We start from the raw sequence: 18,123 nt of genomic DNA on the forward strand, positions 1-18,123 counted from the left end.
ACCTACAAACTCTGTTTTCTCATGTTATTATTATACCTATAATTAGCAATAAAAGCAACTAAAGTTGCTAGGCTAAACGCCTCGCTCGGTTTCATCCCTCGGATAAATCGCGAGGGCTTTCACCATTGCTTATCCTGTAAGCCAGCCAATCAAGCTTTGTCCACTCAGAGCTTCTACCGCCAGGAGTGAGACGAAGCCAATCATGGCTAGACGTCCATTGAGCTTTTCCGCGTATTGTGTCAAACCAGTGCGTGGTGTGTCATCGACATAAACCTTGGGTTCGATCGCAAAGTTATTCAGTCTGTCTCCTTCTTCGAGGCTATAACCGCGTGTCGTCATTTGCTTGTCTCCTTTGTTTTCGTCTTACGTTAACAAATGTAACATAATGTAAATATTTTTTGTAAGTGCTTGACAAAATCAAAGAGTAGTAAAATCCGTACTCAGCACATTAGGTGTTCCCGGTATGGGGGAGATGAGGGAGATGGGCAAGATGAGGGAGATGGGGAGATGGGGCATTTGTAGGGGCGAAGCTTATGCGCCCAGATGTCTCGGTTTTATGCCAACACGCATAGCGCATAAGCTTCGCCCAATTCCCATGGGGAACAGGGGAAGCAGGGGAAGAGGATGACCAATGAACCATGAACAAAGGACAAATCCCCAATCACCCTTTCCCGGTTAGCCAATAGGTGAGCATTTCTCCTTTTCCCTTAACCTCAATGATCCCGCGTTTTTCCAAGATATATTTATCCTTTAACCGTTCGTAAGTTGCCTGAGTGACTTGAATTCCCCCAGAAATTCCTTGAGATTCCATCCGCGAGGCGACATTTACCGTATCCCCCCACAGATCATAAATAAACTTTTTCATACCGATGACTCCAGCAATCACAGGTCCTGTGTTAATACCAATCCGCAGTTGAAACGCTTCCCCGGTATCCATGCGAAATTGAGTAATCACTCGTTGCATCTCTAATGCCATATCCGCGATCGCTTCGGTATGATTGAGTCTAGGTACAGGTAGACCACAGGCAACCATATAAGCATCACCGATGGTTTTAATCTTCTCCAACCCATACTCCTCAGACAGCAAATCGAACGTGGAGATAATGGTTCCGAGTAATTGAACCAATTCCGTCGGTGGCATTCGGCTTGATAAGGGGGTAAACCCTACAATATCTGCAAACAAAATCGTCACATCGTCGAATTGTTCAGCGATGAGGGCTTCCCCATGGTACTTGCCTAGGGCATTGTGGTTTTGTTTCAACTGCTGTGCGATCGCCTCTGGCAAAATATTTAATAATAGGCGTTCTGACTTTTCTTGCTCCGCCCGCAAATCGGCTTCCGCTTGGAGGCGTTGCTTCTCAACTTCAATGCGCTGGGTGATATCTTCTAATACCCCTAAAACGCCAACAACCTTACCTTGGGCATCATGGATGGGGATTTTACTTACATCTAGCCAAACCGTTTGCCCATCGGTGGGGGGTTTTTGTTTGGTTTCGACAACATGGAATTCGGCTTGATTCCGGGTAATAACCCGCAAATCTTGCTGGCGGTAGAGTTCAGCAATGTCTCGACTGGGAAGTAAATCATAGTCTGTTTTCCCCACCACAACCTCTGGATTTTCTAGCCCTGCTGCCTTTGCCCAATTTTTATTGCAACCGAGAAAGACTAAGTTAGTATCTTTCCAAAAGACTTGTTGGGGGATATTATCGATAACTAATCGCAAATATTCCTCTTTTTCTCTCAAGGCTGCTTCGGCTTGCTTGCGTTCTGTCACATCTGTGCCAATTGAGAGAACTTCAATTAATTCACCACCCTGATTAAAAATCGGTTTATTCGCCCAAGTCACCCAAACCGTTTCCCCCGTCTTGTGAATGGTTTCCACGGTTCTGATCCGGTAACGTTCTGGACGTTTGCGGATAGCTCGAATCAAAATAGACAGCATCCGCTGCGATCGCGGCGTATTCGGGACGAGAGTTCCCACCAGATTGCTATTGAGCAGTTGATCGTTATCATAGCCAAAAAATTCCTGACCATAACGATTGATGAATTTAATTTGCCCTTGAACATCCCACCGCAAAATAATGCAATTCGGGGTTTCGACTAAATCTCGATACTGCGCTTCACTTGCTCGCAACGCTTCTAGGGTTTGTTGATGTTCGGTAATATCCCGCGCCACCCAGAGAACGGAGTCTTTTGAGATGGGTGAAATACTGGCTGAAAACCAAACAGTTCGATCAGCCAAGGTGAGACGATACTCAACCTGAACCCTCTGCTGGCTGTCTAAGGCTTGGCGAATATAACCGACAAACTGATCCGCTTGCGATCGCGCCAAAAGATCATACTCAGTTTTGCCCAGCATAGCTTCGACAGGTTGACCTAACAAGTCTGGATTTGTCGAGACAATTTTCAGATAACGTCCTTGGCGATCTTTGACGAAAATCAGTTCCGTCACCGCATCACATAAGGCACGTAATTCTGATTCAGAGTTGAGGGAATTTGTCAACCATTTAGACCGTTGACATAAATGTGAGATCGACTGACGTATCCCAATAAAGATCAACCCAGCGAGTAGGGCGACTAAGCCAAAAGCCCCCAGACAGACAACCAGAATATGACGGGTATAGGGATAAATTGCTGACCAATTGGTCATGGTTTACCGAAAAATTGGGTCTAAAGCTTCGTCCTTTAGGACGACTTTGTGTTAGAATTAACTTAGAGGAAAGGGTATTAAACCTCTTGTAAAACCCTAGTCCGAGAGGCATCGCACCTTGAAAACTAGACTTAGAGGGTTCTGTACAGGAAGGCTGGTACAGGTAAAAAGTCTAAGCAACAAGTACCAGAAAACACATTCTTTCTTGTTTTCAATAAATAGTACGATAGGGCATATCGAAACTAGCTTCTGTAATGGAGCAAAACGCTTCTCTTAGAGATGCTCCTAGTTGAGTGAAATAGGACCCCTGTTTCATAGTAAGAGCGCTTGATGAAAGAAGAATCCTGACGCCTAAAGGCGTGAGGAGTGTCAAGGTAACATCGGTATACATCACCGACCAGGCTTGCCTGTGAATAGTTGCTGAGAAAGATGCTACCCCGATTAAATCTGACACTGTTGCACTGGTTCGGTTCGATATGCCCTTCTTAGCAGACCAAAGGGTGCGATCGCACAAGCCCTACAGCAGGTATTCAAAGACTCCTGCAGGGAGAAAGTGTTTGGGTGTGGCGCACCCATCCCATCAGTCTGTCTTAGGGACGGATTCTATGATAGTGATAGACGGAGAATCCTTCGTTGATTTCGATCAACCATTACCATAGACATTCTGTGTTAAACAGTAATGCTCGCTTCCAAATAACGACGGTACTTTGAGGCGATTCTTAGAACCTTTATTTGTGCGAGCAACCCGTTTTTGTGCCCTTTTTAAGGCTTTTTCTGCTTTCCTCAAAAATCTAGGGTTCTCTACTTTGTTTCCCTCTGAGTCAGTGTAGAAATGGTTTAAACCGACATCTATGCCCACCATTCGATTAGTGGGTTCGTGATATTCATTGCGCACCTTCTTGATGGAAAACTGAACATAATATCCATCAGCCCGACGCACAACACGCACTCGCTTAATTTGCTCTTTTTGGTAAAAGTGCAAGTCGCGAGTACCCCACATTTTAAAGGTTCCAGCCTTAAAGCCATCCCTAAATGTAATGGTTAATCGGTCATCCGACAACACCCAACCATCAACTTTGTACTCTACTGAGGAAGGTGTTTGGTGTTTGCGAAACTTGGGAAAGCCTTTCTTGCCTGGAACCTTTTTCTTGCACTTATCAAAGAACCTAGCAATGGCGCTCCATGCTCTTTCGGCACTAGCTTGACAAGCTTGAGCTGAAAGCTTCTTGCACCATTCAAATTGTTCTCTAAGTACCCGGCAATATTTATTGAGGTCATATTTGTTGACCCCAATGTTATCCATCCAGTAACGGAGGCAAGAATTACGCACAAAACGAGCAGTACGAATCATCTCATCTAAGATGGCGTACTGCTCGTCTGTTCCTCGTAATTTCGCCTCGAATACTAGCATTGTTAACTCAACTCTATGCCAAGCATTTTAGCATAGACCATGAGATAGTGCAAAAAGCAGGTATATTGAATACCTGCTTTTTGCCTGGGGGAGTGAAGGCACCCCCACCCTACTCCACTTCGTTCCTTCGTTCCTTTGAGAGCGGGGTTCTATCGCTCCCCCAGTCCCCCACGTCTCGATAGACGCAACTGCCCAGCCGGACATGATCAAACCATATCCTATGAGCGAAACGAAGGGTCAAAACTCAAAACTCCACTCGTTTCGGATTAGAATGATGTCCTGGTTGTTTCCCAGGGTGAGAAATTCATGGGTCGTGCTGAAAAAGTTGTACTAGCCTACTCAGGAGGAGTCGATACCTCCGTCTGTATCCCTTATCTCAAAGAGGAGTGGGGTGTTAAAGAGGTGATCACGCTAGCCGCCGATTTGGGTCAAGGTGATGAGCTCTCCCCCATCAAAGAAAAAGCGTTGAAATCCGGTGCCGCCGAATCCCTGGTGGTAGACGCGACTGAACAGTTTGTCAAAGATTACGCCTTTCCAGCGATTCAGGCAAATACGCTGTATGAAAATCGCTATCCCTTGTCCACAGCACTGGCGCGTCCGCTGATTGCTAAATTATTGGTAGAAGCTGCCCAAGAGTATGGTGCAGATGCCGTGGCTCACGGTTGCACGGGTAAAGGGAATGACCAAGTGCGGTTTGATGTGTCGATTACCGCACTCAACCCTAACTTGAAAGTTCTAGCACCAGCGAGGGAGTGGGGGTTTAGCCGGGAAGAGACGATTGCCTACGGGGAACGTTTTGGGATTCCTTCTCCGGTGAAAAAGTCCTCCCCCTATAGTATTGACCGTAATTTGCTCGGTCGCAGTATTGAGGCGGGGATTCTCGAAGATCCCATGGCTGAACCGCCCGAAGAAATCTATCTGATGACCAAAGCGATCGCGGATACTCCCAATGATCCAGAATACGTGGATATTGGCTTTGAGCGAGGAATTCCGATCTCGCTGAATGGTCAAGCACTTGACTCTGTATCCCTGATTACTCAGCTTAACCAGATAGCCGGAAATCATGGGGTTGGGCGGATTGATATGATTGAGAATCGGGTTGTCGGCATTAAATCCAGAGAGATTTATGAAGTCCCGGCTCTGTTAACCTTAATCCACGCCCATCGCGACTTAGAAAGCCTGACGTTGACCGCTGATGTGAGCCAGTATAAGCGAGGGATTGAAGATACCTATAGCCAACTGATTTACAAGGGGTTATGGTACTCTCCCCTAAAAGATGCCCTAGATGCCTTCATTCAGCAAACTCAGGAGCGAGTTTCAGGAAGCGTGCGGGTCAAATTCTTCAAAGGTAATGCCACAATTGTTGGACGAACATCCAGCAATTCCCTCTATACCCCAGAACTGGCAACCTATACCTCTGAAGATCAGTTTGACCACAAAGCCGCTGAAGGCTTTATCTACATTTGGGGATTACCCACTCGCGTTTGGTCAGCCAAAACCAGAGGTTAAACCCAGTAGGGTGGGCATTGCCCACCAGCCTTAATTCGGTTCCGCCGGAGAGACCTTGGGAGCATGGAGCGTGAAAGCACAAAATGTTTAGGCTAGCGATGGCGTTGGGTTGCGTCCCAAGGGCCCAACCTACTTGCATTGACATGCATCCGAGTTCCACCGGAGAGACGTTCCACCGGAACGTCTCTACAAATCGCTAGCATAGAAAGACAAACGTCCACGTTGTAGCTTCAATCCCCCTATGCCCACCTATCCTGGAATTTCTAGCGACGCCTTCCGACATCCCCTTGACCAACAAGCCGAGGATGCCTTGCGGAGTGTTCCTGGATTTAACCTGGTTGCCCGCAAATTCGTCGAATTTATCTACGAACGTCCCCAATTCGTCTATCTGATGGGCAACAGTATCCAAGTAGGACCGCGCCAATATTCCACGATTTACAGCTTATTCCGCGAATGTGTGCGAGATTTAGATATCCATCCAGAACCCACCCTATTTGTCAGTCAAAACCCCCAAGTGAATAGCTATGCCTTGGGACAAGACAATCCGTATATTGTGTTGAATACAGGGTTGTTAGACTTACTCAGTGAAGTCGAAATTCGCACCGTTTTGGCACATGAACTCGGACATATCAAATGCGGTCACACGATTTTAATTCAGATGGGAATCTGGGCGATGGGTGCGGCTGCCTTCCTGGGAGATCTAACCTTTGGTATTGGTAATATTGTCAGCAGTGGTTTACTCTTCGCCTTTTATGAATGGCGGCGTAAAGCGGAGTTATCGTCAGATCGGGCGGCTTTACTGGTTATCGATGATATCAATATTGTAATGAAAACGATGATGAAACTCTCGGGGGGTTCTCATGCTTATGGTCATGAGTGCAGCCTTGATGAATTCATCCGCCAATCTGAACGGTTTCAAGACCTTGACCAAGATAGTCTTAATCAAATTTATAAATTTTTATTATACAACGGTGGGAATGGTTCTTTTCTCACCCATCCTTTTCCAGTTGAACGCTTGCGCTATCTGCGAGAGTGGGTCAAATCAGAAGAGTATCGTCAAATTCGTCAGGGCAATTATCGACGAGTGACGGATGAAGGAGCGGTAGATGTGCCATCACAAGCGGCTCAAAACCAGGAAGCGCAACGATTAAAGCGTCAACTTGACGAATTGCAACGGGAAATTAATCGGATTAAGTCTGAGTCTGATCATTCTTAAGGTTCGTCTGTAGTAAGCGCTGTCTTCGCTATCAACCCTCGTCGCGCTGACTTAAGCGGACTATCGCCACGTTAAACGCTTCCCCAGCTCCCCCAGCTCCCCCAGCTCCCCCAGCTCCCCCAGCTCCCCCTGCTGCTCTATCCTTTGCAGTAGGGGAACAGATGTGTCTATATATTTTCGCGAAAATATATATGATGAGTTTATGCCAATATCAATTTTGAGATCGTCAAGCTGAACACGCCGATGAGCGGTAGCCTTGACGCAGGGTGTCATCAACTTGCTACTATTAGACCTTCAGTAAGGGCGTAAGCGTCCTTTAGGATTTTCATGATCAGGGAAGTTATCTTAGACACTCATCATACTGAGTCTCGTACTCAACCCAACCCGCTAGGATTCCCTATTCAGCAGGCACAGGATGTTATCTATCAATTTTTACTAGATACGGTTAGACAGCAACCTCCAGAAACCGTTCTGCAAGAATTTAAGTTGTTATTTATTGACTATAATGCTTCAGAAGGTAATCCGGAAGCAATTAAAGCCTTATCAGAAATTATTTTTGCTAATGATGAAAAAGAATTCCAAAATACGGTTAAACGATCCTGTTATATTCTTATCAATAATTGGTATATCTTAAGGGATTTTAATGCTAGTCAAGACTTAATTAGTCTATTCTCTAATGTTCAACTTACTCGAAAAAGATTATCACCCACATTAAGCCGTCAAAGAACGTGGCTGTTAAATTTTATCAACAGTCCAGACTATCACGAACTTCAATTATTTATTACTCAACAAGGAACTTCAGATCCAGGTCATTGGAGTAACCGTTATATATCTTATCTACTTGTTCCTCAATATACAAATCCACACAACCCGGTGGAGCAGCGTGAAGCCGCCAGAATCTTGTCCAAAAAGCTCAAAGATCAGTTCAAGTTTGATTTGGCGATGTATACGGCGCACTCTCAATCAGCAATCCACCGGGAACCAATCCATCAAAATCCTACAGGTTTAGGAGATAAAGTTCTTGATTTAGTTAAAAAGATTGTCGTTAAACATGGGCTGTTTAGTTATAAAAATGTAGCTAATATATTTCTAGAGCAAACCCAAGAGTTAAACTATAGAAAGTTTAAAAGAAGTTTACAAAGTTATTTAATATTCTCAGTAAAAAAGAAAGAATTGGTTGAGTCTTTAAATCAAACCTTAACCGAAAAATTAAATAATCTTTATCAAGATTACCATGAGGCAACGATAGAGGCGGCATTACTCCTGAGAACCTGTAACCGTTTAATTGATTATTTTACTACGGAAAATCAAGATGAGCCGTCACCACTCTTTATTCTGCTCATGTCTCAAGGTCATCACTTAACTCTGGCGATGCTCTTACTGAAAATTATTATGATTTGTCCCAATTCGCGCAACCACCTAGAAAATTGTATTGCTAAATTGATTCAATATTATACCAAGTATCCGGAAGATGAATGTAGTTGGGTGATTACATTTTTTGAAGTGTTTAAAATAACCTTTGCCGTTCATACAGATAATGTTCAATATAATCTGATAAAAATGGATAATAATATAAGTTCAGAATTTAAGCTAGATGCTTACCGAGTGTTTTCTCAGCTTCGGGACTATGCCAATTTGGAAGAGAAACCTGACAATCAGTAGACCGAAAAGTTTGCGGTTGAGATGGAGAGCACAGGAGGAGCGGAAATACTTGAGCCGCTTTGGATATACTCCCGGAGCAATGTTCCAGACGTGCCATAATACCATAAGTAGGTTAGTGGAAATCAACCCAAGTATATTAAGTTTTGTAAATATTTCGCAAACCCTTACAAATAACAATTGACAATTGACGTAGCTTGCTTCTCGCTCCCTTGAGTATGACGATCCCCAGTTAGTAGGGGTAGTTTCCGTCCCTATGTTTGTTTTTCTCTGTCTTGAGTTAGAGACGAGCCACTTACACGATAAAGTAGAATGTCACCTTGGCTAGAGACAACGATCGCCTGGATACTGATAAGCTGGGCAATCGTTAGGTGCATATCGATTAGGAGTATAGCGTGAAACGACTGAGTGAGTTTTGGCGACAGATAGTAACGTTGGTTTTAGCCAGCGTGATCCTATTGATTGGCACAGCCTGTAGTAGTACAGCCGTGCAAAGTGGGCGTCCAGAAAATCCTCCTGTTCAAGCGGGAGGCGCTAATAATCCGTACAAACAGGGGGGAGACGGTTACACTGACAACAATATGTCTCTAAATCCTGATTTCAGCAGTAGGTTCAATGTATCCAACAACTCAGTAGGGCAACCTGAATCAGTTAGATTAATTTGAGAACGGTGACTTATAGAGTGCGATAACCGTAACTTGAGTATAGGGGATTGCACTCATCTGGACGCTTTGAGTCGTTCCGAGATATTGTATGCCATTTTGCTAAAGTGTTGAATTAAATGATTCTAGACAAGGGAAGGGTTTGAAACCTATCCTGTCTATTACTGCTTTAGACAATTGGGATAACTCTTTGACAACATAATGCAGGAGATTTTTTATGAGCAGAGTGATAGCTTGGCTAAAACGGAAGCGGTTGACTCAATTATTAACCGTGGCTCTGGCTGGCATTTTTGTATTCATCAGTACAGGATGCAATAGTGGAGTATCGGCGAAGACGGCTGATGATGTGACAAAAAATGTTACTGAAGTTCTCACGCCTACAGGCGAAGTGAAGGACTATCAGGGGCTAGATTCTCCGAAAGCGTCTCGACAGGCAAAAGATAATCCTGATAAACTAATTGAGAACGCGGAGAAAAATCTGGAGAAGAGGGCGGATACTCCTGAAAAGTTTATCGAAAATTATCGAGAAGGAGCGCCGCTTAATAAGCGAGTCGAGCGACTTGGCAAAGATGTGAAGGAGTCAGCCACTAATGTGACTGAGGGTTTGACTGAGGGAACTCAGAGAGGCGTTAAAAATCTCAAAGAAAATACGACGAATGCGGCTGAAGATGTAAGCCAGTCTGCTAAGCGTTCGGCAAAAGAGGCGAAAGAAAAAGCCGAGGATGTTGCTGAAGATGTAGCTAAGTCTACCAAACGTTCAGCCGAAGACACGAAAGAAAAGGTACAAGAAACTGGTGAAAATATAGCCAAAAAGACGAAACGCGCCGCAGAAGATACAGCCGATGTCGTGCAAGATAAAGCAAGTAAAGCCAGTAAATCGACGCAGCGAGCATTAGAAGATGCTGGGGATGCGATTGATTAGTGCAGCTTGACATAAGTTCTAAAGTAGTGTAATAGATCAGGGTTTATTGTTGATTCTTGATGGCAATAAACCCTGAACGACACAAAAAGGGTACGGTATTATCGTGTCCTTATTTTATTGTCTATGCCAGCGCGATCACACCAACCCCAACTCTATGACAGCTTATCCAAATCAACCTCAAGACACTGATGTGGTTTTGGGCGGTTCAACCTCCAGAGGAGACGCCGTATTAGGCGGAATTGAAGGAGTAAAACAGCAGTTGAGTCAGAACCCCCCATCCTCTCCCCTATCCCTGAATGCCAAAATAGCCGCCCTCCATAACGCTCTTAATTATCGGCAAAAGGGCATAAACATACTCATGCAAGCCTTAGAGGATGAATTGTGGGAGATTCACCAAACCGCCTATTCTCTTCTGGAAAAACACGCCGCCACTCAAGCAGAATCAGCCTTAACCCAATACATCATCCGATTAGCCAAGGAACTCCTCAACCGTTATGAAGCCGGAAATCGGGCGTTTTCAGAGGCAAATTTAAGCGGGATTTGTTTACAGTGGGAAATCTTAAGCGAGATTGATTTAAGTCATGCTAATCTCAGTGGGGCATATCTAAATCGAGTGGATTTAACTGGGGCAATCCTCAAGGGCGCTAACTTCAACCAAACTATCCTCAAGGGTGTAGAATTCTCTCAAGCAAATCTCAGTCATGCTAATCTAACTGGTGTTTCCCTAAGCGAGGGAAACCTCAATCAAGCTGAACTCATGGGGGTCAATCTCAGAGGGGCAGATTTGACTAATGCTAACCTGCAAGAGGCTAATTTGACCCAAGGGATTATCAGTTGGGCAAACCTGAGTTACGCGAATTTAAGCCAAGCTAATTTTACCCACGCCAATCTAGTGGGCGCAAATCTAACGGGAGCAGATTTGAGTGACGCCAACTTGAGGGGCGCTAAACTAAGAGGGGTGAATCTGACAAACGCTAATTTAGACAAGGCTGATTATGATGAGCATACAGACTTTCCCGTTGGATTTAGTGACTACGATAAATTAAGAAAAAATATGTAGGGGCGGGTTTCATCACCTCGTTTCCAAGCTCCGCCTGGAAATGCTAGTAGGGAGGCTCTGCCTCCCATAAAATGTGTAGGGGCGGGTTTCACGACTACCGTGTCTTCCCTCACCCAGATATCACTAAACCCGCCCCCGTCTAAATTATGAATTATGGCTTTTAATTCCCTATTCCCTATTCCCTATTCCCTATTCCCTGTTTCCTGACAAATGACCAATACATTTAATCCCCATCAAACCTTAGTCGAACAATTAGATTTAATGATCCGGGCGCGTTATCCGTTGCTTTATATCGTAGCGGTTGAAGAAGAGCCGGTGGAAGAAGTATTGCTATCAGTGGCTACCCAATCGCAACCGGAACGCCAAGTTTTACTCTGGGATATTGTGCGGGGATGGGAGGATAATGGGGCAGATAAGGGTTCAGTGATGGGGGCGCTGCATCGGATTCGGAAGACTGATCCTCAGGAAAATACCTTGTTTGTCCTCCGGGATCTGCATTTTATCTTGAAAAATTCTCAGAGCGATCGCAACGCGCCAGTGATCCGAGAATTGAAGAACCTAACCAAGGAACTTAAGCGTTCTCGCAAAACTTTAATCCTAACAAGTCATACTTTAGAAGTGCCAGCGGAGTTGAGTGAGGAAGTTACGGTTATTGATTTCCCCTTGCCCAATACTCAGGAAATTGATTACCTAATTAATATTCTGGTTAAACCGGAAAACTTAAATGTAACTGGATTAGCGCGGGAACAGTTAGTTAAAGCCTGTCAGGGATTGAGTCGTGCCAGAATTGCCCGGGTACTGGCAAAGGCATTAGCCGCCAAACAACAGGTGAATGAAACGGATATTGATGGAGTATTAGGGGAGAAAAAACAAGCCATTCGCCAAACTGGAATTTTAGACTTTTTTACCGCCCAGGAATCGTTGAAAAATGTCGGCGGATTGGAGAATCTCAAGCAATGGGTACGAATGCGCCAAGATGCATTTACAGAAGAGGCGCGACGCTATGGAATTCCCAATCCCAAGGGAATTTTGCTAGTGGGAATTCAGGGAACAGGGAAATCCCTATCCGCGAAAACCATTGCCCATGAATGGCGTTTACCCTTATTGCGGTTGGATACAGGACGATTATTTGGCGGAATTGTCGGGGAAAGTGAAAGTCGGGTGCGCCAAATGATTCAAATTAGTGAAGCGATCGCGCCTTGTGTATTATGGATAGATGAGATTGATAAGGCGTTTGGTAATATTAGCGCTGGTGTTGATGGGGATTCGGGAACATCGAGACGGGTATTTGGCACCCTGATTACCTGGATGCAGGAAAAGACGAGTCCTGTGTTTATTGTGGCGACGGCTAATAATGTACAGATTTTGCCGGCGGAGTTATTGCGTAAAGGCAGATTTGATGAAATCTTCTTTTTGAATTTGCCTACGGAAGCCGAACGCAAGGATATTTTTAAGGTTCATTTGCAACCCTTACGCCCTTCTCGCTTACGGGATTTTGATGTAGGGCGATTAGCACGACTTGCAAAGAATTTTAGTGGTGCGGAGATTGAACAGGTGATTATTGATGCCATGCATCGGGCTTATGGTACGGTGGTGAATGGACAACGGCGAGATTTTACCACAGATGATATTGTGCGGGCGATCGAGGAGACTGTACCCTTAGCCGCGATCGCACGGGAGCAAATTGAAGCGCTGAAACAATGGGCAGCCCAAGCGGGGGCTAGAACGGCGTCGAATGATAGTCAGTTGGTGGAGGAGTTAAAGCATTTTACCACACAGAAGGGGATTGGACCGTTGGAAGTGGATTAATGGTCTGTAACCAAAGCATTTAACAGACCCAGTAGTTCATCAATAGGAGTCAAATAGCGATCGTTGAGATCGATAAAGACTTCAAGGTGAGTTGTCAGGGATAAAAACCGCCAAATTTGACCTGTCGTAACCGTACCATAGACCGTTTTTGCAGCCATATCAGCGTCGCGTCGGTTAACTAAATAAGCGGCATACATGGTGGCAATACATTGAGCTAAACCTGCATTAATGTTTTCATTCTTGGCTTCAATGACGGTAACAACGGGCGCTTTAATCGTCAGCTTGTCAGGGTTAGCGGTGAACAAAAAATCAACAAAGCCGTTGAGTCCGAGACTGGGATCAGCCGTAAAGTTTTTGCCCGAAAATAAGGAAACCGTGGGATTAAGCATGACCAGTTCACTCAAAAGGGGAGCAATTAAATACTCAGACCGAGCCTTTTCGGTGTTGATGGCAGTCGCTAGGGGTACGAATCGTTTTAAGGCTTCGGTTAAGAAGCTACTGGGAACGATCGGCTCAAAATCGATAAGTTTCTCCACGGGAGTAACCTGGCTAATGCCTAAAGGAATGAGTTGGTCTAATGAGGTGAAATCGCTGTAAGCCATAATGTTAACCTTTATGCTTTCAAATTATGTAAAGACGTAGCCTGCTACGTCTCTACACAGTCAATTTTAGGTTGTACTAGAAACATCAGCTTAAGAGGGTCGCGATCGCTAAATTTTTCCCACCTATCTACAGACAGTTGGGCATGATTATTCGTTAGCTAATTTCTGGACAAATGCCCTGTGTTCTGGAGATTGCCAACCTGCTTGTAAAACCGTTAATACGGGTGGCATATTCCCCGCTAATAACTCGGCAACGGCTAACCACAACCCCGGAAAAACTTGACTTCGCATAATTCCATCGTTATCAGCCGATAATTCCAGATACTCGCCCTCTTTCAGATAGAACCAGCTCAATTTGCGATCAAGAACTTGCCAGACGATATATTCTTTGACTCCATTGCGGCGATATGCCTGTTTTTTAGCATGAAGGTCAATGGCAACGCTACTGGCAGCAATTTCGACAATTAACTCTGGCGCTCCTTCAATATAATCATCATCACTTAGTTGTGTTTGACCACCTGATTCTGGGTTGATCAAGAGAACGACATCGGGTTGAGGTTCGTTATCGAGATCTAAACGAACTGTTGGGTTGTCTCCCATGGAAATATTAGGAGTCATGGCTGCATAAGTTCCGAGCCAAGTGATAATTTGACCATGAGGTTCACCGTGGCTCTTAAATCGTAAGGCAGCAGCCATGTAGACAATTCCTTCAATCAATTCGGCTTTTTTCAGGTGAGGCATGGCATTGTAGCGACGCTCGAATTCATAGCGGGTGAGCTTGTCGCCATTTACCAAAGGGGGAGTGGTCAAATGCGGTAAGGGTGCTTTTACCATGACGATTATACTTGAGATGATCTTCTGCTGATCCTACCGAATTAGGGATTGAGACTGTACTTGAACGCACCCCACTCAAATCGAAGATTCTGAGTGGGGATTCTTATGCTAGGCTTGAAAATTCCCTTGCAGCAGAGCTACAATCGCATTTGTATCCAACAAGTAGCGATTACCATTCATCCCGTAGCGCCCTCTGCATCGCTACCCCATCTCCCTGCCAAGTTAACCGTCCTACCAAATCGGAGAAATCATAACTGAATTTGTGATTATTCTAGCGTGATCGCCGCTGTTTAAAACTAAATCCTCCAAGAGTGCTCCCCGCGTCACCTCAACTCTACCACTCTTAACCCAAGCCAGCTCAAGGCTCTACCGAAATAAGAGGTGCGATAGCATTTCTCTCTAGAAATGCTGAATCAGTACGCCAATTCGTTTCATTACCCGCAGAACTTCGTACAACTCATTTTGCGGACGAGCAAAGATCGAAAAATCTGTTGACAAGTCGTACAAAGCAACAGGTTCCTTAACTAACTTGATAAACATAAAACTGTCACCATTCGTCACTAAACCAAAAGTCGGTCGATCGGGAGCAGGATTTGCCATCATGTAAGCTAGAGCTTGGGGAATGGCAACTGAGAAAGAAAACTTGGTTTGTTTAGATTCAACCAAGGTTAACCAAAACTGATTTTGTAAAACCAGAGCATCAATCCGTCCTCTGTAGATTTCATCTCGTTCTTCAACCGAAATCTCAATCGACTTTTCACCCCGCAGCTTATAAGGAGGGTCGCAGAAACCCGCTAAATATAACAGAGGAGACACTAGAAGCAAATTGACTGTAGCCTCCGTCATAGCTCCATCCGCACTGTTGTACAGGTAGCTATTCTTAACCCGGTCTAATGTTTCCCGTTCTCCTTGAGAAAGTTCCGGCAGAGTTTCCTGCCACTCCGAGAAAAACTGGAGGTCAGTCGTTCGGCTCAAATTAAACCGAGATTGGGCTTCATTAAGGGAAGTGATTACTTCAGTAACGGCTAGGGTTTTACTCATAATTACAAACTATCCTCCATTTCTATTATGCAACTATTGCCCTCAGACAATAAGCTATAAAATCCCAAAAAGCACAATTAATAATTTCCTAAAATAAAGGCATCTACCCTAATTTCATGTACTACAAATAGATGAGCGCTAATTTTTAAGCACATACTGCACCACAGCTTGCGCTTCTACCTCGTCCATTTACGGATATAGGCGGATTTGGTATGAAAACCTACTGTGATAATGGGTGATAAAAATCAGAATCCCCTGCCACAAAATGCAGGGGATCGAATTCAAAGCTGTTCGATTCTCTTTCCCGTTATTGGTAGGGTCCGGGGGGTCTATCTTCTTTGAATGAGGCTAACCACTCGCGAACTTGACCCGCCGCAATGTCACGAGTTCCGAGTCCAAACGCCAGAGCGATCGCGACAGCAACGGCGCCCAAGAGTAAACCAAAGGCTAAGTTGACAATATCGCCAGCGATACCCATTTGTTGTAGCGCCATCGCCACGGAAAAGGCAATAATCGCAATCCGAGCCGCTTGTGCCAGAATTTGGGATTGGCGCGATCGCGAGCTGGTAATCAAGTTAAAGGCAAGATTCGCAAAGTATAAGCCAACAGCAAATACGATTAACCCCGCCAGAATTTGACCCGCGATGATAATAATCCCGGTGACAATCGTGGTTAAGGCTTCAAACTGCAAGACATTCGTTGCGGCAACTGTGGCAAACAAAAGGATGGCGACGAATACAATAATACCCACCAGTTCTGACGGTGTGCGAATGGAGGGAGTTGATTCCGCTTGAAGCCGGGTTTGGGCTCCACTCCCCGGAGTAGGTATGCCTAAATCGGGCTGTTCGGCAGGGGGGGGAGTGGGCGCAGGACGACTGGGGCTAGGTTCTGGTACACCGATCCAGCGATAAACATTGTTAAAGCCAATGCTGGTGAGAATATTGGTGACTAAATCCTTGACAAACTGACCCAATACATAAGCAATAAACAGAATCAAGGCTGCCGTAAAGATTTTGGGCAGAGCATTGAGAATCTGATTTAACATCGCGATCGCCGGCTCTGAGATCGCATCAATCTTTAAGGCATTCAGTGCGGCAATGGCAACGGGGATCAAAATCAAGACATAAACTATCGTGCCAATAATCCAGGACAGTGATTTCCCTCCGGGCGCACTTTGCAGTCCAAATCGCGCTCCGAGTTGATCTGTTCCAGCGGCTGACAAAAGATTGGTGACGATGCGACGCACAACCTGAGCCACTAACCAACCCGCCGCAGCAATTACAAGTGCTGCCAAGATATCTGGTAGGATTGCCAGAATTTCATTGAGCAACTCTTGCACCGGTCGCAGGGTTCCTTCCAAGCCCAAAGTGCTGAGAATGGAGGGTAGAAATACCAGAAAAATGAACCAGTACAGAGCATTCCCGATCGTTTCACTTAGGGAGAACTGATTGGTTTGCCGTTGAGTCTCACCTGCTCCGGAACGGGGTGTCTCATTGAATTGTTCACCCAAACGCTCATCTAAACCCAATGCCCGTAATCCTCGGGTTGTGATCAGCTTGACCAAGCTTGCCAATAACCAAGCCACCCCCAACAGAATTGCCGCTGCGAAAAGCTTGGGCAAGAAGCTCAGGATTTGGTCGAGGAAATTATTCAGGGGTTGAGAAACCACCTCGAGATTCAACGTCTGTAGAACCGCTACCACCGTAAAGATGATGATAATCCAGTACACGGCACCGGCTATCCATTTCTCGATCGGCGGAGCTTCTGCCCCCTGTTGACCACCAGCGAACCACTCCGCAATTTTATTGTCGATACGGGTACGATTGAGCAGTCCTTTGGTAATTGACTTGGCAATCAAGGCAATGATAATACCGACGACTAGGATGAGAATCGCGGCAATGAGATTGGGAACAAAGCGACTCAGATCTTGCAAAATTCCCTGAATACCAGTCTGAGCTTCTTGGATGGGTTCTGGTGTTTCCTGGGCTAAGAGGGGATGCACCCAAGGGGGCACACCTCCGATTGGGATAATTCCTTGCCACGTTTGGTTCATAGTCTTCCTTATCTAATAGTCTCTAACAGTAAACGCTCTCACAAACAATCTGTGACTTTCGGGCTACAACTCATCGAGTATCTATATCCTCTCAATCCATCGATATCTTTGTCTCCACGTTTTTGTGCCAATGCCAGATTTTTCACCTCAGCTCGTCATAGCTAACGGTGTACCGCTAATTACGGCGTTACCTCTATCTTTATGGGGAATTTGGGGGGAAAAATCAAGCTTATGTTGGTTTTTCTCCCTCAAATCAGCTTTTTTTGGCGTTCCTCAGGGTACAGGATATCTCTTTTTGGCATTCCCATGTCTAAAGACGAGGGGATAATAGGTGGAGCAAGTGAAGCAGCTCGGAAGACAACACTCCTTCGGTTTACCGTCTGGCGATAAAACTGGAACTCGTAGCATGGTGATAAACCTCACGAGTAAGTGGTTAGTCCCCTCGACCACCGTTAACAAGATGTCCTTTCCGCAAGCACCTATGACAAGTAGGTTTGTAGATAGCCCAGACTGGGGAAGTATCTGGTAGTACGTGCCAGTTAACGGCTTTCATTGGTCTATTCAACTCTTACGTTGCCAGTCCTGTCCTGGCAATCCCTAATCTCAAGCGATAGCTAGATTAGGGTTGTTGAACCCTGATGTGGTATTGCCAGGAGTCTCCCTATCCCCGATTTGCCTCGTCTTCCTCCCTTTTT

Annotated in this window: 13 protein-coding genes and 1 pseudogene; 7 read left to right on the forward strand and 7 right to left on the reverse strand. The window is 45.2% G+C overall.

Translation table 11 applies throughout. The annotated features are described in order from the left end of the window. Positions 1-129: 129 nt before the first annotated feature. The 3 genes and pseudogenes from RID09_RS10745 to RID09_RS10755 form a co-directional block, all read right to left on the reverse strand. On the reverse strand, positions 130-339 hold the full coding sequence (locus RID09_RS10745) for a high light inducible protein (RefSeq protein ID WP_446335939.1): 210 nt from the start codon (positions 337-339) through the stop codon (positions 130-132). Between the two features lie 322 nt (positions 340-661). Then, positions 662-2,650 carry an adenylate/guanylate cyclase domain-containing protein gene (locus RID09_RS10750; RefSeq protein WP_446335940.1) on the reverse strand — a complete coding sequence of 663 codons (1,989 nt, stop codon included), beginning with the start codon at positions 2,648-2,650 and terminating at the stop codon, positions 662-664. A 679-nt stretch (positions 2,651-3,329) separates the two neighbouring features. After that, positions 3,330-4,061: pseudogene (locus RID09_RS10755) on the reverse strand (RNA-guided endonuclease InsQ/TnpB family protein); the annotation flags it as partial. Positions 4,062-4,367: 306 nt separating this feature from the next. Here RID09_RS10755 and RID09_RS10760 point away from each other — a divergent pair. The 7 genes from RID09_RS10760 to RID09_RS10790 all read left to right on the forward strand — a co-directional run bounded on the left by RID09_RS10760 (position 4,368) and on the right by RID09_RS10790 (position 12,898). Continuing rightward, a complete protein-coding gene (locus tag RID09_RS10760; RefSeq protein ID WP_446335941.1) occupies positions 4,368-5,570 on the forward strand; it encodes an argininosuccinate synthase in 1,203 nt (400 codons plus the stop codon). A 241-nt stretch (positions 5,571-5,811) separates the two neighbouring features. Then, positions 5,812-6,786 (forward strand): M48 family metallopeptidase, encoded by a 975-nt coding sequence (locus RID09_RS10765; protein WP_446335942.1) that lies wholly within the window; start codon positions 5,812-5,814, stop codon positions 6,784-6,786. A gap of 327 nt (positions 6,787-7,113) precedes the next feature. Next, entirely contained in the window at positions 7,114-8,448 is a 1,335-nt protein-coding gene (locus tag RID09_RS10770; protein ID WP_446335943.1) for a hypothetical protein, read from the forward strand. A 392-nt stretch (positions 8,449-8,840) separates the two neighbouring features. Next, positions 8,841-9,110, forward strand: a complete 270-nt coding sequence (locus RID09_RS10775; protein ID WP_446335944.1) for a DUF6658 family protein — start codon at positions 8,841-8,843, stop codon at positions 9,108-9,110. Between the two features lie 214 nt (positions 9,111-9,324). Further along, positions 9,325-10,029 (forward strand): hypothetical protein, encoded by a 705-nt coding sequence (locus tag RID09_RS10780; protein WP_446335945.1) that lies wholly within the window; start codon positions 9,325-9,327, stop codon positions 10,027-10,029. A gap of 154 nt (positions 10,030-10,183) precedes the next feature. Beyond that, complete coding sequence (locus RID09_RS10785; protein ID WP_446335946.1) at positions 10,184-11,089, forward strand: pentapeptide repeat-containing protein; 906 nt, start codon at positions 10,184-10,186, stop codon at positions 11,087-11,089. Between the two features lie 210 nt (positions 11,090-11,299). Further along, positions 11,300-12,898: an AAA family ATPase gene (locus RID09_RS10790; protein WP_446335947.1), complete on the forward strand. Its 1,599-nt coding sequence runs from the start codon at positions 11,300-11,302 to the stop codon at positions 12,896-12,898. Here the strand turns inward: RID09_RS10790 and RID09_RS10795 are convergent. The 4 genes from RID09_RS10795 to RID09_RS10810 form a co-directional block, all read right to left on the reverse strand. Continuing rightward, positions 12,895-13,500 (reverse strand): hypothetical protein, encoded by a 606-nt coding sequence (locus RID09_RS10795; RefSeq protein WP_446335948.1) that lies wholly within the window; start codon positions 13,498-13,500, stop codon positions 12,895-12,897. The genes RID09_RS10790 and RID09_RS10795 overlap by 4 nt on opposite strands. Positions 13,501-13,647: 147 nt before the next feature. Next, positions 13,648-14,334 (reverse strand): Uma2 family endonuclease, encoded by a 687-nt coding sequence (locus RID09_RS10800; RefSeq protein WP_446335949.1) that lies wholly within the window; start codon positions 14,332-14,334, stop codon positions 13,648-13,650. Between the two features lie 399 nt (positions 14,335-14,733). Continuing rightward, the gene (locus RID09_RS10805; protein ID WP_446335950.1) at positions 14,734-15,375 is read right to left on the reverse strand and encodes a type I restriction endonuclease; all 642 of its coding nucleotides are present in this window, start codon (positions 15,373-15,375) and stop codon (positions 14,734-14,736) included. Positions 15,376-15,682: 307 nt separating this feature from the next. Continuing rightward, on the reverse strand, positions 15,683-17,428 hold the full coding sequence (locus tag RID09_RS10810) for a mechanosensitive ion channel (protein ID WP_446335951.1): 1,746 nt from the start codon (positions 17,426-17,428) through the stop codon (positions 15,683-15,685). Between the last annotated feature and the right edge of the window lie 695 nt (positions 17,429-18,123).

It is taken from the genome of Coleofasciculus sp. G1-WW12-02 (assembly GCF_040219735.1).
Taxonomy (GTDB): Bacteria; Cyanobacteriota; Cyanobacteriia; order Cyanobacteriales; family Coleofasciculaceae; genus Coleofasciculus.

Excerpts from the sequence above, each read along its gene's own strand:
- RID09_RS10785 (WP_446335946.1), top strand. The coding sequence starts at position 10,184 with ATGACAGCTTATCCAAATCAACCTCAAGACACTGATGTGGTTTTGGGC.
- RID09_RS10790 (WP_446335947.1), top strand. The coding sequence starts at position 11,300 with ATGACCAATACATTTAATCCCCATCAAACCTTAGTCGAACAATTAGAT.
- RID09_RS10765 (WP_446335942.1), top strand. The coding sequence starts at position 5,812 with ATGCCCACCTATCCTGGAATTTCTAGCGACGCCTTCCGACATCCCCTT.
- RID09_RS10810 (WP_446335951.1), bottom strand. The coding sequence starts at position 17,428 with ATGAACCAAACGTGGCAAGGAATTATCCCAATCGGAGGTGTGCCCCCT.
- RID09_RS10805 (WP_446335950.1), bottom strand. The coding sequence starts at position 15,375 with ATGAGTAAAACCCTAGCCGTTACTGAAGTAATCACTTCCCTTAATGAA.
- RID09_RS10770 (WP_446335943.1), top strand. The coding sequence starts at position 7,114 with ATGATCAGGGAAGTTATCTTAGACACTCATCATACTGAGTCTCGTACT.
- RID09_RS10750 (WP_446335940.1), bottom strand. The coding sequence starts at position 2,650 with ATGACCAATTGGTCAGCAATTTATCCCTATACCCGTCATATTCTGGTT.
- RID09_RS10760 (WP_446335941.1), top strand. The coding sequence starts at position 4,368 with ATGGGTCGTGCTGAAAAAGTTGTACTAGCCTACTCAGGAGGAGTCGAT.
- RID09_RS10780 (WP_446335945.1), top strand. The coding sequence starts at position 9,325 with ATGAGCAGAGTGATAGCTTGGCTAAAACGGAAGCGGTTGACTCAATTA.
- RID09_RS10795 (WP_446335948.1), bottom strand. The coding sequence starts at position 13,500 with ATGGCTTACAGCGATTTCACCTCATTAGACCAACTCATTCCTTTAGGC.
- RID09_RS10800 (WP_446335949.1), bottom strand. The coding sequence starts at position 14,334 with ATGGTAAAAGCACCCTTACCGCATTTGACCACTCCCCCTTTGGTAAAT.
- RID09_RS10745 (WP_446335939.1), bottom strand. The coding sequence starts at position 339 with ATGACGACACGCGGTTATAGCCTCGAAGAAGGAGACAGACTGAATAAC.